Below are 25940 nucleotides of genomic sequence, written 5' to 3'. Positions count from 1 at the left end.
CATTTTGAACATTTCAAATGTCCTTCTAAACTAAAAAAACATTTTAATCTATCATAAAATGTAAACTTATGATTACATTCAATACAATCTCTCACAATAATTTCCCCTTTCAATCTTTTATTGCAATATATAACAATTGTTAATTTAATTATAACAGAATTTACAGTTTATGAAGTGTCCACTAAAAGAGATGATGTCAGAAACACAAATAAGACAATCACTTAAATTTATATAATAACTTAACACAAAAACATAATAATTTTAGATTACTACTCTGTTAGTTCAAAATAAATTAAACTAATTTATATCGTACTCATTTTAAAATTCTACTAGCACTCTAGTTGGAAGAGCATCTATACCCTCTACTTTTATAGGTAAGCAATATACTTTAAAATTTTCATCAGGTATACTTTTTAAATTACATAAGTTTTCTATAGCATAGATTTTATTTTTTGCTAAGTACTCATCTATAATACCGTGGTTTCTTTTCAAACCTAAACCTAAAGTATCTATACCTATCATATTAACTTTTTTATTCACTAGATATTCAATTACCTCCATAGAAATTTCAGGATGATTACTATATTTTTTATCATCATCTAGATAATCATCCCAGTTAATTTGAAAGAATACATATACTCCCTCTTTAATACGAGAAATATCTAAATCACTTAATTTAACCTGTCTATTCTCTACATTAGAAACATCAAACTTTATACCTTCTGATATCAATCTATTATTTTCTATTACTACATCTGCTCCCATTACATCTATGTGAGTTCCCATGTTGTGAATATCTCAAGAAAAATTAATTGTAGTATATTCATTTCCACTTCTAGAATATCTCTTCACATGCTCTACTTCCAATGGCTTTGAACCCACTCTATATACTTTTCCAATTTGAGTTGTTTGTGTTATATCTACTATCATATAAAACTCCATTTCTAATATTTAGTTAACTTATATTTTACCACTAATACTTATAAAATTTAATTAACTATATAACAATTGTTAATTTAATTATGTCAAAACTAAAACTTAATAATATGTCCACTAAAGCAGATGATTTTATAAACAATACTATTACATAAAATTATATTTATCAAAATCTTATAAAGAAAAACTAGGCTTAAAGCCTAGTTTCTCCTATTTTAATATTTACTTTTCACTTTTAAGCCACTTTAGAGCATTTTTAAGTTTTATTGGATTTCCATACATTAAAGTAGCCATTCTGTATATCTTAGCACCACCTATTCCTGCTAATACTGTTGATACTATTAATATTAATGCAGATATTATAAATTCTACTGATGTAACAGCTCCTGTTGCAACTCTTACTATCATTGTCATTGGAGATGCAAATGGTATGTATGAACAAACCTTTATTAGTGTACTATCTCCATTAGTTAATCCAAATATACTAATCATAAATACTACAATAAATATCATCATTATAGGTCCAACACTTGACCCTATGTCTTCTGTCTTTGATACTAAAGCTCCCAATGCTCCAAATATAAATGAATAGAATAGGTAACCTAATATTCCAAATATAGCAAATGTAGCTATTAATTCTGGTGGAATTTTAAATAAATTATCTAATATTCCATTCCAGGCTTCACTGTTTACCTTATATGCAATAAGTACTGATGACATTATTACTCCAACTTGTATTATACTTGCTATTGCACCTGCAATAACTTTACCAAATATTAAATTATTTGTATTTGTACTTGTAACTAATACTTCTATTGCTCTATTGCTTTTTTCTGCAGTTATTCCCATGGCAATTAATTGACCATACATTAAAATCATCATATATATAACGAAGATTAGTATATAAGCATAAAAATAATTATTTGCACTATCTTTGCCTAGTATTTCAACATTAGCTGCTATTTTGGTATTATAAATTGCATCTACCTTATTAAAATCCATTCCTTCGCTAGTAATTTTATTTTTTCTATACTCTTTTTGTAAAAGTTCATCAAATATATACTTATTTTCATCATTAAACTTAGTATTTTGAACAACATAATCATACTCAGTTGGATTTTTAACATTAAAACCTGCTTCTACATCTTTATTTTCAACTAACTTATCTAATTCATCTTTATTTTTTACCACTTTCCAATATGAGTTTGGAAAATAAGTCTTTAGCTCTCCTTTATTAGGAATAATATTCTTTTCATCATATATTGCAAAATTAGTTTTATCTTCTTCTATAAGATCCTCTACTTTAGCTTCACCTTTATTTCCTATTGGCAATATAGATGACATATCTATAAAATTAGGTAGGGATAATCCAATTATCATTACTAATGAAATTATTATAGTACTTATTATAAAAGATTTTTTATGAAAGTAGTTTCCAAGTTCAAATTTTAGTACTGTGAAAAATTGTTTCATTACTCTTCACCTACTTTCTTTACAAATATATCTGTTAAGTCTGGTTCATATACAGAAAACTTCTCTATATCTATATTTTCTTTTAATATACTTTCTAAAAGTTGGTTTTTCGTTGTATTTTCATTTAGCACTAATATTAAATAATCCTTTTTAACTTCATCTACCGTTACTAATTCCTTAAACTTATCTTTACATATAGATTCTAAATCATTTAATGTAAAATTCTCTGCACTTAGTATTAATCTATTGTTACCAAATTCTTTTTTTATTTCTTTAAGATTTCCACTCAGCACAATCTCACCTTTATTTAAAATAGCTATTTCTTCACAAAACTCTTCAACATAGCTCATTTGGTGGCTAGAAAATATTACTAGTTTATCTTGATTTATTAATTCTCTCACAGTATCTTTAAGTATCTGTGAATTAACTGGATCTAATCCACTAAATGGTTCATCAAGTATAACTATTTCTGGATCACATACTAATGTTTGTGCTAATTGAACCTTTTGCTGATTTCCTTTTGATAAACTCTCTAATGTTCTATTTGCATATTCTTCTATACCTAATTTTTCAAGCCATATCTTTGTACTTTCTTTTGCTCTCTTAGCATCTGCACCTCTTAACTGAGCTAAGTAAACTATCTGTTCTGTAACTTTCTTTTTAGGATATAATCCTCTTTCTTCTGGTAGGTACCCTATCTGGTAATCTCTTGGGTTAAACTTCTTTCCATCTATTAATACCTCTCCTGAATTAGCCTTGAAAACGTCCATTAATATACGAATTGTTGTAGTTTTTCCTGCACCATTTCTCCCTAATAGTCCAAGTGCCTTTCCACTTTCAACTGAAAAGGATATTCCATGTAATACTTCATTTTCTGAAAAACTTTTTCTTAGATCCTTCACTTCTAGCTTCATATTTTCTCCCCTCTTTAAAGATGTTATCTACTATATAGTATATTAACGATTATTTATATTCAACTATTTCCCTTAACAAATCTAATTCACTAAACACTTTATAATTACCCATGAAACTTCTTAAAGTATCAGTTAAGTTGACTTTATCAATTTTTTATTGTAATATATAAAATAAGTTCCATGAATTTCAACATCTTCTACTCTCAATTATCAGAAAATAAAATCATAAGAATTTAAGTTTCTAAATTATTCATTATGATGTTTAAAATTTAAATTTATATTAAGGAGGGTAAACTTATGTTTCAATTTTCAAATGAATTAAAAATGCTGACCCTAAATTTAGATATAATTCAAAGTATTGCATTTACTACTGCTGTACTTTTAATAGGGTCTTTTATAAAAAGTAAAATCTCTATATTAAATAAATACTGTATACCATCACCAGTTGTAGGAGGATTTTCTTTTGCAGTAATAGCCTTTATATTAAGGCAAACAGGAATAATTACGATAGTATTTGATACAACGCTACAAAATATATTAATGACAGCCTTCTTTACAACGGTTGGATTCACTGCAAGTATGAAAGTCTTAAAAAAAGGTGGAACACAAGTAATTAAGTTTTTAATTATATCAGTATTATTGATATTAGCTCAAAATATAGTTGGTGTTTTCTCTGCTAAGTTAATAGGTGTAGACCCACTATTAGGACTTGTTTCAAGTTCTGTTTCTATGACAGGTGGTCATGGAGCTTCTGGTGCATTTGGACCTCTTCTTGAAGCAAATGGACTTAAAGGTGCTCTTAGTATAGCTATGGCCTGTGCTACATTTGGATTAGTATCAGGAAGTATTATAGGTGGTCCTCTTGCAAATAGATTAGTTAAAAAACATAATCTTCAACCAGAGGAAATAGAAGTAAAAGAAGAATTAGTATCAACAAACGTAAATGAAGAAGTATCATACAATGAAATATCTATAGGAAAACTTTCAGAAAGTAAATTGACAAGCTCAATTATACAAATAATAATAGCTATGGGACTTGGGACTATAGTATCAGGCTTATTTTCATATATAGGTATAACAATGCCATCTTATATAGGTTCTATGATTGTAGCAGCTATTATGAGAAATATTTCAGATGCAAAAGGGATACATAATGTATCAAGCAATGAATTAGAATGTATAGGTTCAATATGTTTATCATTATTTTTATCAATGGCTATGTGTAGCTTAAAATTATGGGAGCTTGTAGACCTAGCTATACCTATACTAATACTACTAACTTTACAGACATTATTAATGATACTATTTGCCTACTTTGTTACATTTAACGTTATGGGAAAAGATTACACAGCAGCAGTGCTTGCAGCAGGACATTGTGGATTTGGTCTTGGAGCTACACCAAATGGAATAGCAAATATGGAGTCTGTAACTTCTAAATATGGTCCAGCACCTAATGCATTTTTCATATTACCACTAGTTGGAGCATTATTTATAGAATTTATAAACTCAGCAGTTATAACGACTTTTATGAATCTACTATAAACATATTTATTTACAAAAATAATGTATAAGATATTAGAATATATAAAAATAATGTATTTAAAATAATTGTATATTTATTTCAAATATATATAATAAAAACCGTATCACTTCTTGTGATACGGTTTTTCCTTTGTAATTCTAAATCACTAATTTATAATGTATAATTATATAGGATATATTGGAATTTCATATGAAAGTATATATTAGGGGGAAAACATAATGTCATTTATAATTTTTGTAATATGGGCATATTTATCAACACTATTATTTAGTTTTTTATTTTATAAGTTAAATCATATCAAACCACAATTATTTCAAAGAGTACAAATAAAAATAAATAATTTAAGTGAAAAAAAGAAACGTAGATTAGGAATAATTGCAAATATATTATTTTTAATAATAATTTTTATTTTACCTATATTTAATGATAGTGATATTATAGCTGGTTTAATTATAGGTTTTTTATTTTCATTCAAGGATATATGTTTTAATAATAATGTTATTGAATATGCGTTAAAAGATCATAATGGGATAAAGTAATATATAAAACAATACACAGTATAAAAGAATATCAAAATTGCCATTCTTTTTAGTTATTATAATAGGTGTAAGTTATCATTTAATATATAACAATTATTTGGTTAATTAGGGGGTGATATATTATGGATAATGTTATTAATTTTAAATTAGTTATTCCATTTATGATTTTAATAATTATGTTTTTAGGGAATTATATATCAGAAAAGAAGTTTAAACCAAATAAAGCACTTTTAGAAGAAATTGAAAATTTAGAATTTTCAAGAAGATTTTTTATATTAGGTATAATACTAGTTATCTTAATAACTTCTCCTCTAAATAAAAATACTTATTTTTCTTTATTAATAATTATAGTCGCTTTAATAGCTGAATGGATTAGAATTAAATATGCTTTAAAATTTTTAAGTGATAAAGATGAAAGTGAAAGCACTAAAAAATATATATCAACTATGGCTATTTTTCAATGTGTATATGCGATAGCTTTAGCTTTCTATTTTATATTTTTTTAATAAAATTATACTTATATAAAGATTGTATTAGGTATTATACCATTATTCATTAGTTTATATAAAGTTAAAAAAGTATACACCAAGATAGATGATTTCATAAATACTAACAATACTATTAAATAATCTTAGTAAATAAACATACATAAATTAATACTCCCTTATTTCACAATCTATTATTTATTAAAACTTATCTTACTCTTAAAAAATGTTTTACCTAAAAGATATCCAATTAGTCCTAATCCAATTCCCACCACCCCCTGCTAGGTAACAAAAATAAGAGTAATAATTTTTGATTATTACTCTATAAGTTCATAATTAATATGACACCATAAAATAAGATTAGAAATACTTCTAACCTTATTTTATATATACTAATTTAATTAACCGCTCCTAACTTATCAAAAGGATATAAACGTATTGAAACTTTACCAACAACATCATCTAAAGATATAGTCCCTACCTCACTATTTCTACTATCTCCACTATATGGTCTATTGTCACCCATAGTAAATATGTGATTTTCAGGTACTATAATATCTATATCACCAGATGTATATACACCATTTATGTAACTTTCATTTAAAAGCTCACCATCTATATAAACTTCATTATTTTTTATGACTATATGTTCCCCGGGCAATGCAATTACTCTTTTTACTAAGTTTTTTTCCTTATTACTTTTTGGGTCAATTAACTTAGTATTAAAAACTATTATATCCCCTCTTTTAGGACTTTCAACTTTGTACGCTAACTTATTTACAAATAAATAATCTTTATTTTCTAATGTTGGATACATAGACTGTCCATTAACTATAGTTGGTTGAACTATAAATGTTATTCCTATTACAAGAACTAACGAAAAAAATATGGTTTTAATCCATTCTAATATCTCATATTTTACTTTTTTATTCAAAATTAACCCCTCCCTAATATAATTCTAGGATAATTATATATAAAAATACAATTAAAATACAGAATTTTTTCCAATATATTCTTTATAAGGCCTTTTAAGTTCTTTATGAGTCATTCTTCTATAGCCTTGGTAAACATAGGGATAAAGCAATACTAGATATGTTACTACAAAAGAAACTTATATTGCACAATATAATATCAAAAATATACATATCAAATTAACATAATGTAGTATAATTTATAATAAAATATAAGGGGGTAATATTGATGAATATAGGGAATAAATGTAAAATAAAAGACATTTCAAAATGTTTAGCAGATGAGTTTAAAGCTCAACAAATTACTAAAGAAGATCTTTTAAATTTAAGTGGAAATCTTTCTACTATTGAGTTAAATGACAATTCAATAATATATAAAATAAGTGATTTAGATTTCATTCAATCACTATTAAGTGAAAATGAAAAATCAGAAATACAAATAACTATAAATCATTTAAGCGAAAATGTTAAAGATATAGATTGCTCATCTTATGAATATCAAATAAGTACTGGAAAATTAATAATTATTGTTTTAGAAAGCGAAGATGGAGATAATTTATCTAGTTTTATAATGGATGGAAATGGAGAACTATTATTTAATTATTTATCAAAATTTATTGGAGATGATATTGAAAAAATCGAGAATCCTTTAGATGAAGTAATTGAAGAATTAAAACATTTTACGCCTTACGGAAAATATTTTAAATAATATAAAAAGTAGATCTATTACTATGATAAATAATCTAAACTTTTATGCTATGTTTAATTATAATGTTGAAAAATACAATGATTAAAAGGACCGTTATACGGTCCTTTTAAATTAGAATTCTTTATTATATTTATTTTCATGTACGACTTTTTAAATTACTTTATTTTATAAAATTATTATCTAAACCTAAATTTAGAAACTACTAAAGAAATTGCATAATTATCAAATAAATTAAACTATAACAATTTTTCAAAAGCTATTCTTTTACTTGAATCATCTACATATATTATTCCGCAATACTTAAATCCATTTTTCTTAAGTACCCTTTGCATAGGAATATTATCTTCATGTGTATCAATTTTAATACTATGTACACCACTATCTACACAAAGTTGTTCTACACATTTAATGATCTCAGTTGATAGACCTAACCCTTTGTGGTTATTACTTACAGCTACTCTATGGATAGCTGCATATTTATTGTTACTTAGCCACTTTCCATCATAGATAGAGTCATACGTTGGCTCTCCTTTAAATGTTACCATTGAAGTAGCAACAACCTCACCATCTTTTTCTAGTACATAGCTTTCAACATTTTTTATATCCCCAATAATTGTATCTTCGTTTGGATAACCATTTTGCCATTGGTCTATTCCTTTATTTTTAAAGAATTCTTGGGCTTGATTGATAATTTTCATTATACTTTTTACATCATTTGTTTTTGATTTTCTAAACTTCACTAATATCCTCCTTGTCAGTTACGCATTCTTTAACAAATGCAAAACACTGTTTTATATCTTTATGATTTAAATTTTTAACATCAAAATTAAATACTTTATACATCATTTGAACACAGTAACCTATCCCAAATACAGTTAATAAAGTACCCAGTCCAACAGTCCCACCTAATATCCATCCAGTTATTAGAGCCAGACCTTCTATAAAAAATCTTATTATACTTACAGGCTTTGATGTAAGCTTTACTAAGACTACCATTAATCCATCTCTCGGACCACATCCCATTTCACACCCTATATATAAATAACTTCCTATTGCATTAACAAACATACTTCCTATCATAAGTAATACGCCGTAAAATAAATTAGCACTTGTAGGAATTATATCTATATAGATTATTAAATCTATGAAACATCCAATCATAATCATATTTGCTAATGTTCCAAATCCTATTTTTATACCTAATATACTAACTATAATTACAATTAATAGACCGACAATTATACTTGCCTGACCGATTGTAAGGCCAACTAAATTAGACAAACCTTGATGAAAAACATCCCATGGACTCAAACCCAAATTTGATTTTATTAACAGTACAGTAGAAAGTGCACATAATAAAAATCCTGATAACATTCTTAGAAAAAGCATTAATATTCTTTTCATAATTAATCTCCTAAAAAATAATAGCTGAACTTTAACTATTATTTTTAACTATTCTCCAATACCTTTTTTTAATATATCTCTATGATATAATTATATTATAACTGTTTATATATATCATCATAATTAATTTTAATCTACTCTTTAAGTTCTTTATTTTCTTATTCAAGTCTGTTTATTTTTCTTTTTGGCTATGTGTTAGCTAACTTTGTGATAATATTATGATAAAAGTAAACATACCTTAGTATTTTCAATATTTTTCATCACTTCATCTGAAGTAATTTTTTCTCCTTTTATATCATCTTCTATCATTTCAAAATACACTTGTTTTAAGCTCTTTATTTTTTTCCCATCATTACCCTTCATATATACCATAACCATTCCTACTATTCCCAATAAAAAACATATCCTTAAGACAATATTTCTTTTTTTGTTCATGAATCTCCCCCTAGATTTAATAATTTTACTAGCTTTTATCTTTAATAATATTGTACTATCAATAGATTAATTTTCTATAATTTTATTTAAATCAAAACACCAATAATATTAAATTATGGTACATAATTATTTTACCTATTTTTAAAATTTAACTAGTTTATATGCACAAAAAAAGTATCTTAAAAATTAAGATACTTTTTTGAATACATAATTTGAATACATAATTAAGGGTTTAAGGATTTATTATAGTTTGGCTACTTCCTCACCAAAGTATATATATCCATTAAAGGAAATTGATTATCTTTATCAAACTTTCTAATTAAATGATAATATTTTTCAATTAATTTGTCAATATTTTTTTTAAATTTTTATCATTAAATTCTCTAATAAATCTACTAAATAAAATTTTGTTAATAATCTTATAAATATTATTAAAGAAGGCTAATTTTTGTCCTCTTTATATACAATATGCTATGCAAAAAAATACCCATTTAATTTCTTTAGCTAACTTAAATCAAGATACTTTACTTCAAGTTTAATGAAACCATTTTGTAATAGGAAAACGATTAAATATTATGTATAATATAACTAAAGTTTGAAATTGTTATAAATTGTAAATAATATATGTGGGTAAATAATTTAAGGGGTGGAGATGTATAATTTAAAGCAAATATATGAAAATGAAATAAAAATTAAACCAATATCTTTATTAAAATCACTTTTTGCTATAGCTATATATATTTTAGTTCAAAATATAATAAGTTTGTTATCAGTTTTTATCAGTGTTTTAATAAATCCAAACATGTCTTTTGGAAATAATATTATACTTGTAATGATATTAACAGTATCTATAAGTATAGCTATGGTAATATTGGCAGGGCATATATTTACCGAAAAAGGTAGTACTAAAATAAATAACAATAATTTTAAACCTAACAAGAAAGATTATTTACATATTTGTTTAATAATAATAGGGTATATTTTAATTAGAGAGGCTGTATTGTTTGAAGTATTAACACAGTTTGAAGGACCTATACCTGATGAAACTATTGATTTTATTATTGAAAATTCTAGTGGTATAGAATTTTTTGTACTAAGTTTAATGTTATTTTTACAAACACTTATAGAAGCACCTATATTTGAAGAACTGTTTTTTAGGGGAATATTATTAAATGGATTTCTAAGTAAATATAAAATAAATCATAAAAAAGCTATAATATATTCTGCGATAATATTTGCCATTGCACATTTAAATATACCTCAAGGGATAAATGCCTTTATATTAGGAGTAATACTAGGATATATTTATTATTATACAAAATCTATGAAACTATCTATTTTCGCTCATTTTATAAATAATTTAATTATATTTATACCAGTACCAAGTAATATAATAATTAAAATTGCATACATTTGTTTAGGATTATATTGTATTGTAAAAGGGCTGAGCTACATAAAACAATTACAAGAAAAAAATAACAAGCTAGCTATAGATAATTAGTTATAAATTTACGGTGGGAGGTATTTTATCATGTTATTATGGATTATGGTGTTTCTTGGTACTTTACTCTTTGTTGTGGGACTTTATTTTATTGTAAAAAATTATAAAGATGGAAAATACATAAAAAAATATGGAGTAATTTCTTATATAGGCTTAGGCATAGCAGTTCTTGGAACAATATTATTAATGGAGCCTGTATTTACCAAATTACCCCCAAATTTATCTGGAGTTGTACCAAGTTTTATATCTTTAGCTATTTTTATGATATCAGCTCAATTATTGCTAAAACCTACATTTTTAAAAAAATAATTACCAATTTATTGAGTAGATTAAGTAAAGAATCTTAACATATTTAAACTAAAGTATATAAAAATGGCTAGACTTTTGATAATTCAAATAGTTCTAGCCATTTTTTTCTTATTTATAATACAAAATTCTAATGAGGTCTGAATTTAATAAAAAAGACATTTATTATGCTAATAAATTATACATTATTTTTATTATCTTTTATTGCCCGTGTTAATTTACGTAAATTATCATTTATAGAAATTAATAATATTAGAATTAAAATACCTATAATCCCTGTTCCACCTGAATTATTTATACTATTATTTACATTGTCTACACTATTTTGCAAATTAGATATTTCACTAGATATATCTTTAAGTTGCTCTATTATTTGATTTTGTTCTTCCACTGTCTATCTCCCCATACCCTTTTGTTAAAAATTTTAAGAATTACTTATATAGTTTTTGATATATAGTAATTGTTGCTTTTTTATATTATATACTTTTTAGAATTTTTTTCCAATAATTAAATAAATTAAATCTAGCCCTTATAAATTTAAACTAATTCAATGAATCTATTCTTGAATTAACGAAAATATTTCCACATCCAAAAAGACGCCTTCTTTAAACATACTTTGTCTAAGCATTCCCTCTTTTTTAAATCCAAGCTTTGTTAATAAGTTAGAAGATGAATTATTCCCTATAACAACTTCAGCTTCTATCCTATGCAAATTTAAATCATAAAATGCGTATCTAATTATTTCACTAACAGCTTCCATTCCATAGCCATTGCGCCAATAAGCACTATCTATATCATATCCTAAATTACATTTTTTGTTTTTAAAATCTATGCTATTATACCCTGCTAACCCAATTAATTTATTATTTTCCTTAAGAACAATTCCCCATCTCATACCATTACTTTCTGAACTAGCTTTTAAAATTTTATCAATTAATATTTTAGCCTCATTTTCACATTTAAGTGATGTTTTTCCTAGGTATTTAGTCACTTCATCTTTTGATAGGTAGTTAAATATATCTGATGAATCATTCTTTGATATGCTTCTTAACAATAATCGATTGGTTTCTAAATTCTTAAAATTCATATTCTAATCCCCTTATTAAAATATTAAGTCTACAATATTTCTTTTTTTATTCATAAATCTCCCCCTAGATTTAATAATTTTACCAGTTTTGCTCTTTAATCAAATAGCTATGTTTTAAATTAATATTGAAAATGATATTATTAAAATAAATATACAATTATTATATAATGCGAATTTAAAAGCAGGGGTTATACTCCTGCTTTTGTTGTTAAAATAATTTATAAAATCAACATTGGTTTAAAACAAAGCCAGTACAATAAGTACAATTGATCAAACTAATTAAAATAATCAGTTTTCTATATAATTTTAAGGCAACCTCTGTTTATGGTATTAGATAAAATTTTATGCACATTGTTTAAAAAACTTTTTCATATCTAAATAAATAATGACTATTATAGCTACAATTATTACAATAGTTTCACAAATACCTCCTTCAGGTCCAAACTGTCCACCTGACAATGAGGGATTTCCAACCAGGTTTAAATCAAATAGTGTACCAACAGAAGTATTAGTTCCACTAACTTCAAACCCAAATATATTTCCCATAAAGAAATTCCATGAACAGTGAATGCCACAAGCCCCCCAAAGGTTATTAGTTTTTAGAACATAAAGTCCAAATAAAAATCCTGTTAAAACTAAATTTATAACCGCTATATAGCTAACATTTGGATTAAGTAAATGCATAAATCCAAAGTAAGTAGATGATACAATTAAACCAACCCATACATTGTACTTAGCACTTAAAACATTCATAAGCCATCCGCGAGTTACAATTTCTTCGGCAGAACTTTGAACTATCCATCCAATTAGTATTATACTTATATACTTTATAGCAGATAAGCCTACTGGTTGGCTAGGATTATGATTTACACTTATCAGTCCAAAAGAATACAATAAAGCTATTTCTGAAACAGTTAATATAGCGCCTACTGTAAAGCCAATTAAGTATTTTTTTATCCATCCTTCCTTACAAAAACCGATAGAAGAAAAAGGTCTTATATAGTAACATATAAAATTAGATTCCTAAGAACTAAAAATATTTGAAAAATTCAAAAATAGGAGCATCTCTATGCTGAGATATTCGCTTAAATTTACACTATTGTATTTAGTTTATCTATGGGTAGAGTCAGCATTTTGAGTATTTACAATGTTAATCAAAGTACTGACTTTATATCTTTAAGTAACTATTCTAAAATTGGGAAAGTATAGGTTTTATGCAATTACAAGATTATATTTTATAATTAGAATGAATTGACATTAGAAACTAAAATATTATGGTATATTTTTCTATATTTAGCATTGCAAAGTAAAGTCTTTGAAAAATAAAGTTAATATAGTTTTAAAAAAAATACAAAAGAGTATATCTAATGAAATATAGTTATTTCAAAGGATATACTCTTTTGTATATACAGCTATTCCGAAAATCTAAATTTCGGGATTAGTGATTTATTTTATGTATTAAAAATTATAATTAAATAAATATAGATTATCTGATTTATACTTAAACATTCTATTTTAGAGGTTTAGAATATATGTCTTTTAAATAGTTAAGCCTATCAAGCATTTTATTTAGATTTGCTTCAACATTTTTTTGATTTTTCTTTCCTTCATAACCTAATTCTTTATTTACATCAAATTCATCATCTACTGCATCAGCATTAACTTTAATTGTTGCAGACATGACTTTCCATTTCCCATTTATTTTTGAAAGATATACTACATAATCATTTCCTGCCCCGGCTTCATATATTTCCCTAGTATTTTCATCTTTAAAAGAGTAATATTCCTCTATATAAACATTAATTTTTACACAGTTTCCAGAGCTCACAAAGTTTCCATAATCAAATTTAAAATTTTGAGAAAGTACTTTTGTATAATTTGTTTTATTATTAGTAGCTTTTACAGTATTTCTTGCTAATAGATATTTCTTTAATTGTTCATTTCCAACTGTTGAGAAATCATTTTTTCCTCCATTATAATTGTAATCATCTTTGATAAAAGTTTCCAATACTTCTGTTATAGAACTTCTTTCAAAAATAGCATGTTTATATACATATACACTAGAAATAAGAAGAATTGATAACCCTAGCAAAAGAATAAACCGTTTGTTTTTCGCCTTTATCATGTGATAGCCTCCATATATATATATAACTAGTCTCTAAAGTAAAATTTTAAGACTACTTACTTTAGTTTCAGGGAATAGTTATTTTATTTACTAAGTTTTTTAAACACCCGAGTTATATGCAATAACATATAGCATAGGAATTGTTATATATGTGATTGCTATTAAGCAATAATGAATTACCATATTTATATTTTTATTTATTATCCAATATATTACTGATAAAAAGCAATATATTAAAAATACACCTGCTACCATTATAGGAATATTATATGGGTAATCATAAACTGTTGCCATTATAGGAACCACATATAGATTGTGGTCTATAATCCAATTAGGTACTGATACAGAGGAGAAAGCTAAAATTCCTGCTATAATCCAATCTATCATCTTCCAGTCTTTATACTTACTCATTTCTGAATTCACTCCATTCAAGTTAGCTTATTTACTAATTTTACCATAAATAAATTAAATTCACAAAAAATGACTAGCAATTTCTAATTATGAAATTCTAGTCATTTTTGTGTTTTTTATGTATATCTACTGATATAAAACCAAATCCTTTTTCATTGCCAAACCATTTTACTATTCCGTTATTCATAAAAAATACCCCTGTACACCTATTTCTAGATTTCTCTAAATTTATTAAAATTCAAAAATAAATAATTCTTCAATGGGAGTATTTAACTCCCTTGAAATTCTAACAGCTAATTCAAGTGAAGGATTGTATTTTGCATTTTCTAAGCGAGCTATAGTTTCTCTTCTAACACTAACTTTATTAGCTAATTCTTCTTGAGTTAACTCATTAAATTGACGATATTTCTTTAAATTACTAATAAACTTTGCCATATTTTTTACTTCCCTAAATCAAATTTGTAAGTTAAAAATGCCCATAAATTCATTGATATTGCAAAAGTAAGTGCTACTATTAATATTTGTAGTCTATAAAGTGTTAGTACATCTACTGTATATAACTGAATTAATACACTTGATACAATTGCTATAGCAAAACATGCAGGAAATACTATAGAAGCTGCTCTATGTTTATTGTAAATTAATCTCTCATCTTCACAATCACCTAGCTTGTACCACCAATAATTAGCTAATTGACCAAAGAAGGCAAAATATATAAGTCCTAGTGGGTCACCGTTTAATTCTTTAAAACCTAAAAATCCAAAAAGTGCAAAAAAAATTGAATACTAGTTTAACTCTTTCATAAATAAATCCCCCTTCATATATGTGATATATTTATATCTCTATATTACATATATATCACATTGATTTTTATATTATGACTAAAGTAAAAAATATATATTTTAATATTTGGCTATATTAGCCAACTTTGTGATAAATTATAGATAAAAAAAGATGTACCTTAGTTATTTCAATATATTAAAATACTAAGGTGCATCTTTTACTAAATTTAAGATTTTATTTTACAATATATAGAACAAACAATAGCATTTAGTGTAATTGTAATTACAAGAAGTAATGCTGATGCAAGTGCTACTGTACTTAAAGTATCCATCATTGCTGTCCAGTCCTCTATATTAACTAAATGACTTATGTAGAAAATTTGCATACATAATGAAATAGCACATGCACTAGCACTAGCTATAGAGAAAATACTCCAATTCTTATTAATAGACTTATTCTCCCTCATAAGATTAATTATTGGAAGTATAACAGCAATCACTCCAAATAGTAAGCTTCCCCTATTTAACAGACCATAACCCATAATGATATTTACCCCCTAGCTTTCTAACTTATGTATTTGTTTAACGAAAAATAATTGACGTTAAATTACAGTTACTAACTTTGATTATATTATACATTTTATTGAATTATTTACCAAGTACAAAATAGTTCAAAATTTTTTAGATAAAGCATACTTAAACTTTACATCCATTATTTATCAATTTAGTGTTCATTAAATAAACTAGTTATTTATATTAATAAGCAAATTAAATCTACATTACTTACTTCTTCTTTTTATTATTCTTCTTTATCTTATTCTTTTTCTTCTTCTTTTTCTTGTCCTATATTTTAATACGAGTCGTTTTAATTTTTTTCACTACTTGTTAACGATTGGTTATACGTATAGTGGTACGACTCGTTACAATTTTAAAACAAGTAAAACTTAGTATATAAATATAAAAAGGAAGGGATTACATGTTATTTTGAATCCCTTCCTTCATTAAATCTTAAACCTATTTTATTAGTCTCCAATAATTTTAATAAATACTTTATTATAAATTTACCTTATTAGTTAAAACATCATATCCTGTGTATGCTAACGCTAGTGATGCCGTTAGTAGTCTTTCATGACCAAGTAGGGTTATTGTAGCATCTGCTAATTCTTTTTCCTTAATTTCAGTAATCCCAAGAGCTCTTAAATTTTCATTAAATAATAATTCTTTAATATAAATCCCCCTTTATTTAATTAGCTTTGTCTAATTAATTTAGCTGTTGTTATATCTTCTTTTAGTATTCTTTTTATATGAGTAACACTCATATTGTACTCTCTAGCTAAATTATTTACATTAAACCCATTGTATTTTTTTATAATCTCTCTATTTCTAGCATTTTTTATAGCGCTAGTATATGTTGGTATATAAACATTACTTCCTCCATACATTCTAGCTATTTCTAAAAACTTCTCCTTACCTACTATTTCAAGTAGCACCTCTAATCTTTCACTAACATCTTCATTTTTTATCTTCATATTTTCCTCCTAAACAAAATTTGTACACTTATGTTTTAACTACATGTGTTTAATCTTAAGTATTATCTAATTATAAGTAAGGGAAGTTACTTATAGTTTAAATTTAAAGGGGGAATGAAAATGGCAGTAACTATAACTAAAAATCCATCATATTTAAAGCTTAGATTTGATTGTGGAAAAGATGATGAAACTGGTAAAACAGTAGTAAGAACAAAGTCTTACTCAAATGTAAATCCAGATGCAACTGATCAAGATGTATATGATGTAGGTACTATATTATCATCACTTCAAAATCAAACATTACTTGAAGTGGCTAAAGTTGATAACAATACTTTATCAGCTTAGTATTAATTATAATTTTAAGGAGGTATGCTATGGAAATCAAGAAAAAATTAATTATGTCTTTTAAAACTTTATCTGGTAAAAAAATATCTATATCAGTTGATGACCCTAGAGAAAATTTAACTGAATCTGAAATAAAAACAGCTATGACTACTATATTATCTAAAAATATATTTAAGGTAAATGGTGAGGATTTAGATTCTTTAGTTGAGGCTAAAGTTGTTGAGACTGGCACTACTGAATACGATTTAGTATTATAATATAGGTAATATTATGGAATTTGATATACAAACTTTAATATCTAATATTGGATTTCCTATCACTTTGTCTATGTATTTACTTATACGAATTGAAGGAAAGCTATTAAATCTTACTGATAGTATTAATAATTTATCTAACAATATATTAAGTATAAAAAAGGGATGAATTTCATCCCTTTTTATTTTAATTCTTTTTCTTCTCTAGGCATTTTTCAGGGTAAATATAAATTAATTCCCATTTGCCATCTTTACCTTTTTTATAATCAGCTATTTTTATATCAACACCATTAGTTAACTGATAAAATAAAACATAGTATTCATTTCCATCTTTATCATTAAAATAAACTCTCTTTTCATATCCTTCTTCCTTAACATCTATATCACCACTAACTAAAGAACACCAATCTCCATACTCAATGGCAACAAGACTCCTTGCATCATATGACCATCCATGATAAGGTGCACACAAATAGTTTTCAGCTGTATATTTTATATCTTTAATTTTATAATATCCATTTTCTTTATCTAAATAAATATATCCATAATAATATGTAAATAATCCCTTTTGCTCCTTAGAGCCTTCTATTACTTCTAGTTCAACAAAGTACTTAATTTCATTAGGATTATTTTCACTTGGTGGAACTTCATTTAGCTTTATTAAATTAATGTGTAGCTTGTTTTCAAATGATTTTAAATAATCTTTATATGAATATTTTTCTTTATAAGAGTCTGATAAAAAGTTATATGAAACAGGATAAGGACCCTTTGCTTCACCTAATGTACCACATCCAGTGTTTGTGCTTTTAGTAGGATTTGCTGCTTCTCTTAAAACACTAAAATAGTTTATTATAGTGTCCCTTGGATTTTTTAAAAGCTTTTTAGGTAATTTTACATCAGAAGGTTTGCCATTATAGATATCGTAAAGTGAAGTTTCTATTCTATCGTTTAATATAGGCATATTAGATGGTCTAAAAAATCTTTCTAGGCTATAATGTTCTTCACTATTATCAACATCATGTTCATCTTCTACTTTTCTTTCTTTTATATATTTTCCACCTAGTGTTAATTTATCATGTTTTCCTTCACATATTCCTATTATAGGTGTGCTTATTAGTGCTATTGTAATTAAAAATATAACTTTGATTTTAAACATAGCTGTCCTCTTTTCATTTCTTAGTAAGTTCATTACTATGTTTAACAAATAGAATTAAATTTATTATTAAATTTATAAAAATAAATAAATCACAACTAAAAATATAATTATTTATATATTGGATTATTTTGTATTTACCTATTTACACGTATTCAAATACGTGTTATTTTATATATAAATAATAAATTAAAAAATTATCTTAAGTCTATTTTTCTTTATATTAACAAACCAATTATTATCAAAGGAGAAAATAAAAAATGAAAAAAGATTTTTATACTTATATAGCCGTAGTATCTTTAGAAAAAGATGATTCACGTCCTGATAAATATTATGCAGCATATGTCCCAAATTTCGGTGAAGTATATACAGATGGTGAAAACTTAGAAGAACTCTTAAGAAATATAACTGAATGCTTAGAATTTGGAATATATGGAAGAGAAAAAGACAATGAAGATTTACCAGATCCAATAAATCCTATTGAATATAAAGATAAGTTAAATGATAATGAGTTTTTAATGTCTGTAAATGCAATAATGCCTAGAGTGAGAAAGGCTTTTGATAATATATCTATAAAGAAAACTTTAACTATTCCACAATGGTTAAATATAGAAGCTATGAAACAAAATTTAAATTTTTCTCAAATACTACAAGATGCTTTAAAAAAAGAACTTGGAATAATAGAAAAGTATTAATATTTAAATAATTTTTAAAAATATATTCACTATTCTTATTATACTTTTTATAAAATTTATGATATAATGTTAAATGTTCAATTTTAATACAGATACCTTTCTGTGTTAAATTTGTTTTCTGTGTTAAAGCTGGTAGGATTTTTTCCTGCCAGCTTTTTATTTTTTCTGTTATATGAATTCTTCAATTCTCTCAAATTTAAGTATGTCACTTTTTAAATTATCCCAATCTTTTTTTAATAAATCCATATATATTACATCTGCAAACTTACCATATCGACTATCAAAATAAGCCTCTCTAATTATACCAATTTCTTTAAAGCCTAATTTTCTATATAATTGTTGTGCTCTTTTATTATCACTCATAGTAGTCAGCTCTATTTTATTTATATTTAAGAACTTGAACATAAAATCTATAAAGTGATATAAAGCATCTACTCCATTACCTTTACCTTGCTCTTCAATATTGCATATTTTTATGCCTAACTCAGCTTTCTGATTCCTACTATCCCAATTACAGTAATTTATTTCCCCTATCGGAACCAAAGTATCTTTTTTACAAATAATAAATCTTTTAGAATTTGGAAACATTGTTGTATCTTCAATATCTTTTAAAATGCTCTTCTTTATCGATTCTTTACTCTGTAAAGTTCCAAATACATGAGTAGCATGTTCCATCATATCTCCATCATTCCACCATTTATATAAGTATTCTTCATCTCCTAGTTCCAATTGTCTTATTATTAAATTTTTGCTATTAATCACTTTGCTTATCCCCTTTTAATAAAAATTTTATAATAAACACTGCTACATAAAATTTTACATATTAATTTAATATCCTTTAATAACTTATAAGAAAATTAGTGTACATAAAAATAGATGTTTTCGTGAACATTCATATTTATAACCTTTTTACACTCTTTATTTATTATCTAATTTACTAAGTATTAGTTGAGTACAATAAATTATGGTAAATATTATAGTTGCAAACATTGATACATATATCCCAAGCTCTCCTAATACAGAATTTAAAATCATATTTACAACAAACAAACATACCAAAACTATACCTATAGTAATTAATAATGAATATAGTATTTTTTTATCCAAACTATCACCCCTTATCTCATATTTACTATCCATCGCCATAGTAATCAGCAAAGTATAAAATTCCTTTTTTTACTACTTTATAATTGCTAAGTATCCCTTGGGTTGCTTTTTCTACTGGTGGATTAGTTAACGTATAACATTTTGCCTTTTGACTTTCTAAAAACTCTTTGTCTATTTTGTTGTGAAATTCATCATCAACTATATCTTTCGTAATGGCTTCTATAAAATATCCCCTGCAATTTTTGAATACTTATATTATAGCTTAATATTAGTATAATACATTTAAAAAACAACATCTCTTTTAAACATATAAAATAAAAAAGGGAATGAAATACATTCCCTTTTTTATCTATTATTTTAATGTTGGCCAGAAATCTTTATTAGCTTCTATCATATCATCTAATATAGCTTTTGCAGTATGAGCAGAACCTATAGTCTTATTAACTATAAATGCCTCTAATACTTTTTGATAAGAACCAGTTATAGCTCCCTCTACTAATAATTTTTCTGAAGCTAATTGTTCTTCTATTAATCCTTTATAGAAATCTCCTATTGGCTCTCTAGATATAACTTGTGGACCATCCTTTGTTATATATGCTGGCACTTCAACCATAGCATCATATGGTAAGTTTGGTATAGTACCTTTATTTTCTACTATTACTAAGAACTTTTTACCTGTATCATTTTTAAGTGCAACAGCTAAGTCCATTATAAAGTTACCATGTTCACCATGATAGAATGTCTTTTTGTCCATTTCTCCTGTTTCTAAATACTTTTCAACACCTTTAAATAGATTAGATTCTCTCCCATCCATTACCTCATTTGCTCTAGTTCTATCTTTGTTAGATTGAGATACTACAAGATCTGATAATAAGTAGTATTGAAGATAACTGTTTGGGAAATACTCAGGCATTAATTCAACCATTGTTTTCATATTAGCCCAAGTTTTTAACCAAGAAGCATCATTGTGTCTTATTCCAGCTTCTTTTGCTTGTTCTATCTTTTGTATTATATCTTTTGATAATAATGTTCCATTTTCAATTACATAGTCTTTTGCCTCTTTAAGTATATCTCTTCCTTGATACTCTAACTTTGTAAACCATCCAAAGTGGTTAAGTCCAAAGTAATCATACTCCATTTCATGAGCATTTATATCTAGGCATTGTCCTATTTGGTCAAGTATAGCTATTGGCATATCACATATATTTATTATTCTTGCATCTGGTCTTAATCTTCTACAAGCTTCTGATACTATTGCAGCTGGATTTGAGTAGTTTAATATCCAGTGATCTTTTTTAGCATATTTATTTGCATAGTCTATAACTTCTATCATTGGGAATATTGTTCTAAGTCCATATGCAAGACCACCAGCTCCACAAGTTTCTTGACCTACACATCCATGCTTTAAAGGTATTTTTTCATCTTGTTCTCTAAGTGCATATTTACCAACCCTCATTTGAGCAAATATAAAGTCTGCATCTTTAAATGCTTCTTCTGGTTCATTTGATAATGTTAATTTAGTATCTACATTACACTCTTTTATTATATAATCAACTATTACCCCTACTTTATCTTGTCTTTCTTTATCTATATCATATAAAACTACTTCATCAACTTTTAAATCCTTATTTCTAAGTACTATTGATTTTACTATTCCTGGAGTGAATGTACTTCCCCCACCTACTATTGTTATTTTCATATTTAATTCCTCCCTTTATATTAATTTAATACATTAGCTTGCTTTTATTGTTTGTAAGTATTTATCCACTAATTGTCTTACAGATGATACTTGAAGACCAAATATTATTTGGATATTTTTACCCTTTTTAACTATTCCACTATTTTCAACTTTATTTATTAAATCATCTTTTATTAAAGATTCATCCTTTATTTCAACTCTTAATCTAGTAAAACAGTTATCAACATTAACAATATTATCTATTCCACCTAATCCATCAACTATATAGGATACATCTATATCATTATTTACTTGATTTAGCTTTTCTTCTTTACTTTCTTTTTTATCTTCTCTTCCTGGAGTTTTTAAATTTAATTTATTTATTAATACTCTAAATAAAGCGTAGTAAAGACCAAGTTGAGCTATACCAACTGCAAAGAAAATTGGCCAGTTAGTTTTATCTACTCCTGCTGCTAAGTTCATTATTATTACATTTATTATTCCGCCCCCAGCAATTGAAGTAACATCTAAAACGTAAAGTGTAGCAAGTGCTAAACCTGTAAGTAAAGCATGTACTACTAAAAGTATTGGTGCTGCAAATAAAAATGCAAATTCAAGTGGTTCTGTTATTCCAACAAGTACTGAAGTTATTGTAGCTGGAAGTAATATTGATTTTACTTTTTGCTTATTTTCAGGCTTTGCACAATGATACATTGCAAGAGAAGCACCAACTAATCCAAACATCTTAGATATTGATGTCGCTTGGTATATTATAGATGTTGAGAATTTCGTAATTTCTGGATTATTCATTTCCATCATTGCTATTGGCATTGCACCTGCATATATTTTACCACCAACTTCTATAACTCCACCTAAGTCACTAAATAAAAGTGGTGTGTATACTAAGTGATGAAGACCTGTTGGTACTAATATTCTATCTAAGAATCCATAAGTAAACATTCCAAGTGCTCCTGAATCTGATATAAATCCAGTTGTTTTAGATATTACCCCTTGAATTGATGGCCATACAAATGTCAAACCTACTCCTAAAAATATTGCTATTGGTATAAGTGTTACTAATGTAAATTTTGTACCTGAATACATCTGCATTGCACCTTTAAACTCTTTATCACAAGTTCTGTTATATATAAATCCTACTAAACATCCTATTAATATTCCTATAAATACTCCCGTATCTAATACTTGAACTCCTAAAACTAATGCTTGTCCTGAACCCATAAGATTTTGAGGATCTACTAATTTCCCCATCATACTTAACATTGTGTTCATTGATTTTAGATATGTAAAATATATCATTAATGATATAAGTGCTGCTCTATGCTTGTCTTTTTTAGCATATGCTGAAGCTATTCCTATTGCAAATATAATACCTAAGTTTTCTATTATAAACATCATAGATGAATATAATATATTCCCTAACATTTGAAATGGTGCAGCTTTTAGAAATGGTATAAAATTACTTATAGTAGGGTTTACTATTAAAACCCCAAATGTAGTTATTAGACCTACTATAGCTAAATACATAAGTGGCTGTACCATAGCCTTTGAAAAACCTTCTGTTATCTTAAGAATTTTTTCTTTCATATTTTAGTCCCCCTAATTTTATTTTCATAAATAAATAAGGCAAGAACCAAACTACAACTATCTAAAGTCATAATCTAGGTCTTGCCTTATTTAAAAGTAACAATCCATCGTATTATTAATTTTTACTACTTACTTTTTTTATATGTAATATTAAATATATTATTTCCTGCTTTGAAAGGGTATAATTAAATGATCGTTCTGTGTATTTAGATATTTTATCTACACAATTTTTTTCTTCTTTATACTTACTTACAATCATATTATATATATCGTCATCTTCTAATTTTAGCTGTTCTTTTTTAAATACTCTTTGAGAAAAGAACTTTAAATGAGTTACTAGCCTTATATAATCAAGTGAATCTTCATTAAAATCTAAATTAAAATGAGTTTTTATAATTTTTAATATATCCTTTGTTAATATAGTTATATTCATAGTGTTATACATTTCTTCTCCAAGAGATGCATTAACTATATGAAGTGCTATAAATGCTGCTTCATCCTCAGGAAGTTCTATGTCTAACTTGTCTTTAATTAAATTAATAGACCACTGTCCTAATCTATATTCATCTTTGTATAATGTTTTAATTTCCCAAATCATAGGATTTTGAAGTACAATATTTTCTTTAAATCTATCTACTGCAAATACTATATGATCTGTTAAAAGTACATATATAGATGAATTTAATTTTTTCCCTAATACATCTTGAGCATGCTTTACTATTTCCTCTGTTATTAAAAGATACTCACTTGGTGTATTTTCTAATAGTTCTATTAATTTTTGATTTTTTGAAGGATTATCCATAGTAAATATTTTTTCTATATTATCTTTATCTATAAGGTCCCCTGGCTTTTTTTTAAAACCTATACCCCTTCCCATAACAACTGCTTCTTTACTTTTGGAATCAAGTACGGTTACAACATTGTTATTAACAATCTTGTCTATAATCATATTTTCCCCCCTAATTCATAAGTCTATAAACTCGGATGTCTTTTAACTATATAACATTTATCATTAAAATAAAAAAATCTATACCAAGTCTAACGTAATATCGCGACTCAATATAGGTTTTGCCTTCTAAAAGTAACAATCCTTTTTCGTATTTTAACTTTTTATTATGTCTATATTATATATGCCACAGGAAAACATTGTCAATATATTTTTATAGAATTTTCTTAAATTTATTTTTATTTATTCAATTGACAATTTTTACATATATTTGCTAGAATCTAAATAAACGTGTTACTGTTAAATCAGGCATAAGTTTATTTGATAAACTTATGCCTTTTTTTATTATTAAATAAAATAATATATATTTTTTATAAATTATAATATGAAAGGATGGTGAGGTTCCTACTTTAGGAACTAACTTATGTTTAGTATATTTAAAAAGAAAAATTTGGCTTTAAAAGCACCTATATCAGGGAAAGTTATAGATTTATGTAATGTTCCAGATGAAGTTTTTTCAAATAAAATGTTAGGGGATGGAGTTGCTATTGATACTACTGGAGATGTTGTAGTTGCTCCTTGTGATGGTACAATTGAACTTATAATGGATACTAATCATGCTTTTGCTATGAAAAGTAATGATGGTTTAGAATTGTTAGTTCATGTTGGTATTGATACAGTTACTCTAAAAGGACAAGGATTTAAACTTTTACGTAAAGTTGGTGATAAAGTTACTGCTGGTACTCCTATTTTAGAGCTTAATAGGCAAATTTTTATTGATAATAATATATCTTTAATTACTCCAGTAATAATTACTAATAATGATGCATTAAAAGAACTTAATCCTATGATTGGATCAGATGTTAAACATGGTGATGATAATATAATTGAATATAAACTTTAGATAAAGAGGAACGAATCGTTCCTCTTTTATTTTTCCATTTTTTATATTTTAATTCTTCTTAATAAACAGTTGCAATTGATAATAAATATCTATAAAATTGTAA

Annotated in this window: 34 protein-coding genes; 11 read left to right on the top strand and 23 right to left on the bottom strand. The window is 25.7% G+C overall.

What is annotated here, in order from left to right; translation table 11 throughout:
* Positions 1–318 precede the first annotated feature (318 nt).
* From I4U66_RS02430 to I4U66_RS02420, 3 genes are all read right to left on the bottom strand, one after another.
* Positions 319–786: a cyclase family protein gene (locus I4U66_RS02430; protein ID WP_195928391.1), complete on the bottom strand. Its 468-nt coding sequence runs from the start codon at positions 784–786 to the stop codon at positions 319–321.
* A 372-nt stretch (positions 787–1158) separates the two neighbouring features.
* Positions 1159–2409 (bottom strand): ABC transporter permease, encoded by a 1251-nt coding sequence (locus I4U66_RS02425; protein WP_195928390.1) that lies wholly within the window; start codon positions 2407–2409, stop codon positions 1159–1161.
* Positions 2409–3323, bottom strand: coding sequence for an ABC transporter ATP-binding protein (locus I4U66_RS02420; RefSeq protein WP_195580975.1), 915 nt, complete (start codon positions 3321–3323; stop codon positions 2409–2411). Before I4U66_RS02420 ends, I4U66_RS02425 begins: the two co-directional genes overlap by 1 nt.
* Positions 3324–3620: 297 nt before the next feature.
* Here I4U66_RS02420 and gltS point away from each other — a divergent pair, with 297 nt between their 5' ends.
* From gltS to I4U66_RS02405, 3 genes are all read left to right on the top strand, one after another.
* Positions 3621–4865: a sodium/glutamate symporter gene (gltS, locus tag I4U66_RS02415; RefSeq protein WP_330617291.1), complete on the top strand. Its 1245-nt coding sequence runs from the start codon at positions 3621–3623 to the stop codon at positions 4863–4865.
* Positions 4866–5084: 219 nt separating this feature from the next.
* Positions 5085–5405, top strand: coding sequence for a hypothetical protein (locus I4U66_RS02410; protein WP_195236993.1), 321 nt, complete (start codon positions 5085–5087; stop codon positions 5403–5405).
* 122 nt (positions 5406–5527) lie between these two features.
* On the top strand, positions 5528–5911 hold the full coding sequence (locus I4U66_RS02405) for a hypothetical protein (RefSeq protein WP_195928389.1): 384 nt from the start codon (positions 5528–5530) through the stop codon (positions 5909–5911).
* Positions 5912–6287: 376 nt separating this feature from the next.
* Here I4U66_RS02405 and lepB read toward each other — a convergent pair whose 3' ends face one another.
* A complete protein-coding gene (gene lepB / locus I4U66_RS02400) occupies positions 6288–6824 on the bottom strand; it encodes a signal peptidase I (protein WP_195928388.1) in 537 nt (178 codons plus the stop codon).
* Positions 6825–7090: 266 nt separating this feature from the next.
* Here lepB and I4U66_RS02395 point away from each other — a divergent pair, with 266 nt between their 5' ends.
* Positions 7091–7570 (top strand): hypothetical protein, encoded by a 480-nt coding sequence (locus tag I4U66_RS02395; RefSeq protein WP_195928387.1) that lies wholly within the window; start codon positions 7091–7093, stop codon positions 7568–7570.
* A 236-nt stretch (positions 7571–7806) separates the two neighbouring features.
* Here I4U66_RS02395 and I4U66_RS02390 read toward each other — a convergent pair whose 3' ends face one another.
* From I4U66_RS02390 to I4U66_RS02380, 3 genes are all read right to left on the bottom strand, one after another.
* A complete protein-coding gene (locus I4U66_RS02390) occupies positions 7807–8310 on the bottom strand; it encodes a GNAT family N-acetyltransferase (RefSeq protein ID WP_195928386.1) in 504 nt (167 codons plus the stop codon).
* On the bottom strand, positions 8300–8974 hold the full coding sequence (locus tag I4U66_RS02385; RefSeq protein ID WP_195928385.1) for a YczE/YyaS/YitT family protein: 675 nt from the start codon (positions 8972–8974) through the stop codon (positions 8300–8302). The genes I4U66_RS02390 and I4U66_RS02385 overlap by 11 nt, the downstream gene beginning before the upstream one ends.
* Positions 8975–9190: 216 nt before the next feature.
* Positions 9191–9409, bottom strand: coding sequence for a hypothetical protein (locus tag I4U66_RS02380; protein ID WP_166505138.1), 219 nt, complete (start codon positions 9407–9409; stop codon positions 9191–9193).
* Between the two features lie 652 nt (positions 9410–10061).
* Between I4U66_RS02380 and I4U66_RS02375 the strand changes: the two genes are divergently transcribed.
* Positions 10062–10910: a CPBP family intramembrane glutamic endopeptidase gene (locus I4U66_RS02375; protein ID WP_195928384.1), complete on the top strand. Its 849-nt coding sequence runs from the start codon at positions 10062–10064 to the stop codon at positions 10908–10910.
* 30 nt (positions 10911–10940) lie between these two features.
* Positions 10941–11219, top strand: a complete 279-nt coding sequence (locus I4U66_RS02370; protein ID WP_195928383.1) for a hypothetical protein — start codon at positions 10941–10943, stop codon at positions 11217–11219.
* Between the two features lie 175 nt (positions 11220–11394).
* On the opposite strand, the gene I4U66_RS02365 is transcribed toward I4U66_RS02370, so the two are convergent.
* The 10 genes from I4U66_RS02365 to I4U66_RS02320 form a co-directional block, all read right to left on the bottom strand.
* Entirely contained in the window at positions 11395–11607 is a 213-nt protein-coding gene (locus tag I4U66_RS02365; protein ID WP_092926504.1) for a hypothetical protein, read from the bottom strand.
* A 165-nt stretch (positions 11608–11772) separates the two neighbouring features.
* Complete coding sequence (locus I4U66_RS02360; protein WP_195928382.1) at positions 11773–12303, bottom strand: GNAT family N-acetyltransferase; 531 nt, start codon at positions 12301–12303, stop codon at positions 11773–11775.
* Positions 12304–12645: 342 nt separating this feature from the next.
* Complete coding sequence (locus I4U66_RS02355) at positions 12646–13197, bottom strand: CPBP family intramembrane glutamic endopeptidase (protein WP_195928381.1); 552 nt, start codon at positions 13195–13197, stop codon at positions 12646–12648.
* A 616-nt stretch (positions 13198–13813) separates the two neighbouring features.
* Complete coding sequence (locus I4U66_RS02350; protein WP_195928380.1) at positions 13814–14428, bottom strand: hypothetical protein; 615 nt, start codon at positions 14426–14428, stop codon at positions 13814–13816.
* Between the two features lie 99 nt (positions 14429–14527).
* Positions 14528–14839: a hypothetical protein gene (locus tag I4U66_RS02345; protein WP_195928379.1), complete on the bottom strand. Its 312-nt coding sequence runs from the start codon at positions 14837–14839 to the stop codon at positions 14528–14530.
* Positions 14840–14936: 97 nt separating this feature from the next.
* Positions 14937–15026 (bottom strand): cold-shock protein, encoded by a 90-nt coding sequence (locus tag I4U66_RS02340; RefSeq protein ID WP_195928378.1) that lies wholly within the window; start codon positions 15024–15026, stop codon positions 14937–14939.
* A gap of 44 nt (positions 15027–15070) precedes the next feature.
* Positions 15071–15274, bottom strand: a complete 204-nt coding sequence (locus tag I4U66_RS02335) for a helix-turn-helix transcriptional regulator (protein ID WP_166505131.1) — start codon at positions 15272–15274, stop codon at positions 15071–15073.
* Between the two features lie 5 nt (positions 15275–15279).
* Entirely contained in the window at positions 15280–15618 is a 339-nt protein-coding gene (locus I4U66_RS15005) for a DUF3796 domain-containing protein (RefSeq protein ID WP_195928452.1), read from the bottom strand.
* Positions 15619–15848: 230 nt separating this feature from the next.
* Complete coding sequence (locus I4U66_RS02325) at positions 15849–16163, bottom strand: hypothetical protein (protein WP_195236980.1); 315 nt, start codon at positions 16161–16163, stop codon at positions 15849–15851.
* 705 nt (positions 16164–16868) lie between these two features.
* Positions 16869–17150, bottom strand: a complete 282-nt coding sequence (locus tag I4U66_RS02320) for a Mor transcription activator family protein (RefSeq protein WP_195928377.1) — start codon at positions 17148–17150, stop codon at positions 16869–16871.
* 120 nt (positions 17151–17270) lie between these two features.
* Here I4U66_RS02320 and I4U66_RS02315 point away from each other — a divergent pair, with 120 nt between their 5' ends.
* From I4U66_RS02315 to I4U66_RS14975, 3 genes are read left to right on the top strand one after another with little or no spacing between them, the layout of a single operon-like run.
* A complete protein-coding gene (locus tag I4U66_RS02315) occupies positions 17271–17495 on the top strand; it encodes a DUF1659 domain-containing protein (RefSeq protein WP_166505127.1) in 225 nt (74 codons plus the stop codon).
* 29 nt (positions 17496–17524) lie between these two features.
* Positions 17525–17752 (top strand): DUF2922 domain-containing protein, encoded by a 228-nt coding sequence (locus I4U66_RS02310; protein ID WP_195928376.1) that lies wholly within the window; start codon positions 17525–17527, stop codon positions 17750–17752.
* Positions 17753–17765: 13 nt separating this feature from the next.
* Positions 17766–17918 (top strand): YvrJ family protein, encoded by a 153-nt coding sequence (locus I4U66_RS14975; protein ID WP_092926520.1) that lies wholly within the window; start codon positions 17766–17768, stop codon positions 17916–17918.
* An 18-nt stretch (positions 17919–17936) separates the two neighbouring features.
* Here I4U66_RS14975 and I4U66_RS02300 read toward each other — a convergent pair whose 3' ends face one another.
* Positions 17937–18905 (bottom strand): hypothetical protein, encoded by a 969-nt coding sequence (locus I4U66_RS02300; protein ID WP_195928375.1) that lies wholly within the window; start codon positions 18903–18905, stop codon positions 17937–17939.
* Positions 18906–19162: 257 nt separating this feature from the next.
* Between I4U66_RS02300 and I4U66_RS02295 the strand changes: the two genes are divergently transcribed.
* The gene (locus tag I4U66_RS02295; RefSeq protein WP_195928374.1) at positions 19163–19597 is read left to right on the top strand and encodes a type II toxin-antitoxin system HicB family antitoxin; all 435 of its coding nucleotides are present in this window, start codon (positions 19163–19165) and stop codon (positions 19595–19597) included.
* A 168-nt stretch (positions 19598–19765) separates the two neighbouring features.
* Here the strand turns inward: I4U66_RS02295 and I4U66_RS02290 are convergent, their stop codons facing one another.
* From I4U66_RS02290 to licT, 5 genes are all read right to left on the bottom strand, one after another.
* Positions 19766–20359 carry a GNAT family N-acetyltransferase gene (locus I4U66_RS02290; protein WP_195928373.1) on the bottom strand — a complete coding sequence of 198 codons (594 nt, stop codon included), beginning with the start codon at positions 20357–20359 and terminating at the stop codon, positions 19766–19768.
* A 156-nt stretch (positions 20360–20515) separates the two neighbouring features.
* A complete protein-coding gene (locus tag I4U66_RS02285) occupies positions 20516–20704 on the bottom strand; it encodes a hypothetical protein (RefSeq protein WP_195928372.1) in 189 nt (62 codons plus the stop codon).
* Positions 20705–21056: 352 nt separating this feature from the next.
* Positions 21057–22403, bottom strand: coding sequence for a 6-phospho-alpha-glucosidase (locus I4U66_RS02280; RefSeq protein ID WP_195236973.1), 1347 nt, complete (start codon positions 22401–22403; stop codon positions 21057–21059).
* 33 nt (positions 22404–22436) lie between these two features.
* A complete protein-coding gene (locus I4U66_RS02275; RefSeq protein WP_195928371.1) occupies positions 22437–23987 on the bottom strand; it encodes a PTS transporter subunit EIIC in 1551 nt (516 codons plus the stop codon).
* A gap of 115 nt (positions 23988–24102) precedes the next feature.
* Positions 24103–24936, bottom strand: a complete 834-nt coding sequence (gene licT / locus I4U66_RS02270) for a BglG family transcription antiterminator LicT (protein WP_195928370.1) — start codon at positions 24934–24936, stop codon at positions 24103–24105.
* Between the two features lie 421 nt (positions 24937–25357).
* Here licT and I4U66_RS02265 point away from each other — a divergent pair, with 421 nt between their 5' ends.
* A complete protein-coding gene (locus tag I4U66_RS02265; protein ID WP_195928369.1) occupies positions 25358–25837 on the top strand; it encodes a PTS sugar transporter subunit IIA in 480 nt (159 codons plus the stop codon).
* Positions 25838–25940 lie beyond the last annotated feature (103 nt).

The organism is Romboutsia sp. D33t1_170424_H2 (genome assembly GCF_015669105.1).
In the GTDB taxonomy this organism is placed as follows: Bacteria; Bacillota; Clostridia; order Peptostreptococcales; family Peptostreptococcaceae; genus Romboutsia_C; species Romboutsia_C hominis.
The sequence above is the reverse complement of the archived record's forward strand: the minus strand, read 5'-3'. Positions and strand labels throughout refer to the sequence as shown.

Excerpts from the sequence above, each read along its gene's own strand:
- I4U66_RS02430 (WP_195928391.1), bottom strand. The coding sequence starts at position 786 with ATGGGAACTCACATAGATGTAATGGGAGCAGATGTAGTAATAGAAAAT.
- I4U66_RS02425 (WP_195928390.1), bottom strand. The coding sequence starts at position 2,409 with ATGAAACAATTTTTCACAGTACTAAAATTTGAACTTGGAAACTACTTT.
- I4U66_RS02420 (WP_195580975.1), bottom strand. The coding sequence starts at position 3,323 with ATGAAGCTAGAAGTGAAGGATCTAAGAAAAAGTTTTTCAGAAAATGAA.
- gltS (WP_330617291.1), top strand. The coding sequence starts at position 3,621 with ATGTTTCAATTTTCAAATGAATTAAAAATGCTGACCCTAAATTTAGAT.
- I4U66_RS02410 (WP_195236993.1), top strand. The coding sequence starts at position 5,085 with ATGTCATTTATAATTTTTGTAATATGGGCATATTTATCAACACTATTA.
- I4U66_RS02405 (WP_195928389.1), top strand. The coding sequence starts at position 5,528 with ATGGATAATGTTATTAATTTTAAATTAGTTATTCCATTTATGATTTTA.
- I4U66_RS02395 (WP_195928387.1), top strand. The coding sequence starts at position 7,091 with ATGAATATAGGGAATAAATGTAAAATAAAAGACATTTCAAAATGTTTA.
- I4U66_RS02385 (WP_195928385.1), bottom strand. The coding sequence starts at position 8,974 with ATGAAAAGAATATTAATGCTTTTTCTAAGAATGTTATCAGGATTTTTA.
- I4U66_RS02380 (WP_166505138.1), bottom strand. The coding sequence starts at position 9,409 with ATGAACAAAAAAAGAAATATTGTCTTAAGGATATGTTTTTTATTGGGA.
- I4U66_RS02375 (WP_195928384.1), top strand. The coding sequence starts at position 10,062 with ATGTATAATTTAAAGCAAATATATGAAAATGAAATAAAAATTAAACCA.
- I4U66_RS02370 (WP_195928383.1), top strand. The coding sequence starts at position 10,941 with ATGTTATTATGGATTATGGTGTTTCTTGGTACTTTACTCTTTGTTGTG.
- I4U66_RS02360 (WP_195928382.1), bottom strand. The coding sequence starts at position 12,303 with ATGAATTTTAAGAATTTAGAAACCAATCGATTATTGTTAAGAAGCATA.
- I4U66_RS02350 (WP_195928380.1), bottom strand. The coding sequence starts at position 14,428 with ATGATAAAGGCGAAAAACAAACGGTTTATTCTTTTGCTAGGGTTATCA.
- I4U66_RS02345 (WP_195928379.1), bottom strand. The coding sequence starts at position 14,839 with ATGAGTAAGTATAAAGACTGGAAGATGATAGATTGGATTATAGCAGGA.
- I4U66_RS02340 (WP_195928378.1), bottom strand. The coding sequence starts at position 15,026 with ATGAATAACGGAATAGTAAAATGGTTTGGCAATGAAAAAGGATTTGGT.
- I4U66_RS02335 (WP_166505131.1), bottom strand. The coding sequence starts at position 15,274 with ATGGCAAAGTTTATTAGTAATTTAAAGAAATATCGTCAATTTAATGAG.
- I4U66_RS02325 (WP_195236980.1), bottom strand. The coding sequence starts at position 16,163 with ATGGGTTATGGTCTGTTAAATAGGGGAAGCTTACTATTTGGAGTGATT.
- I4U66_RS02320 (WP_195928377.1), bottom strand. The coding sequence starts at position 17,150 with ATGAAGATAAAAAATGAAGATGTTAGTGAAAGATTAGAGGTGCTACTT.
- I4U66_RS02315 (WP_166505127.1), top strand. The coding sequence starts at position 17,271 with ATGGCAGTAACTATAACTAAAAATCCATCATATTTAAAGCTTAGATTT.
- I4U66_RS02310 (WP_195928376.1), top strand. The coding sequence starts at position 17,525 with ATGGAAATCAAGAAAAAATTAATTATGTCTTTTAAAACTTTATCTGGT.
- I4U66_RS14975 (WP_092926520.1), top strand. The coding sequence starts at position 17,766 with ATGGAATTTGATATACAAACTTTAATATCTAATATTGGATTTCCTATC.
- I4U66_RS02300 (WP_195928375.1), bottom strand. The coding sequence starts at position 18,905 with ATGTTTAAAATCAAAGTTATATTTTTAATTACAATAGCACTAATAAGC.
- I4U66_RS02295 (WP_195928374.1), top strand. The coding sequence starts at position 19,163 with ATGAAAAAAGATTTTTATACTTATATAGCCGTAGTATCTTTAGAAAAA.
- I4U66_RS02280 (WP_195236973.1), bottom strand. The coding sequence starts at position 22,403 with ATGAAAATAACAATAGTAGGTGGGGGAAGTACATTCACTCCAGGAATA.
- I4U66_RS02275 (WP_195928371.1), bottom strand. The coding sequence starts at position 23,987 with ATGAAAGAAAAAATTCTTAAGATAACAGAAGGTTTTTCAAAGGCTATG.
- licT (WP_195928370.1), bottom strand. The coding sequence starts at position 24,936 with ATGATTATAGACAAGATTGTTAATAACAATGTTGTAACCGTACTTGAT.
- I4U66_RS02265 (WP_195928369.1), top strand. The coding sequence starts at position 25,358 with ATGTTTAGTATATTTAAAAAGAAAAATTTGGCTTTAAAAGCACCTATA.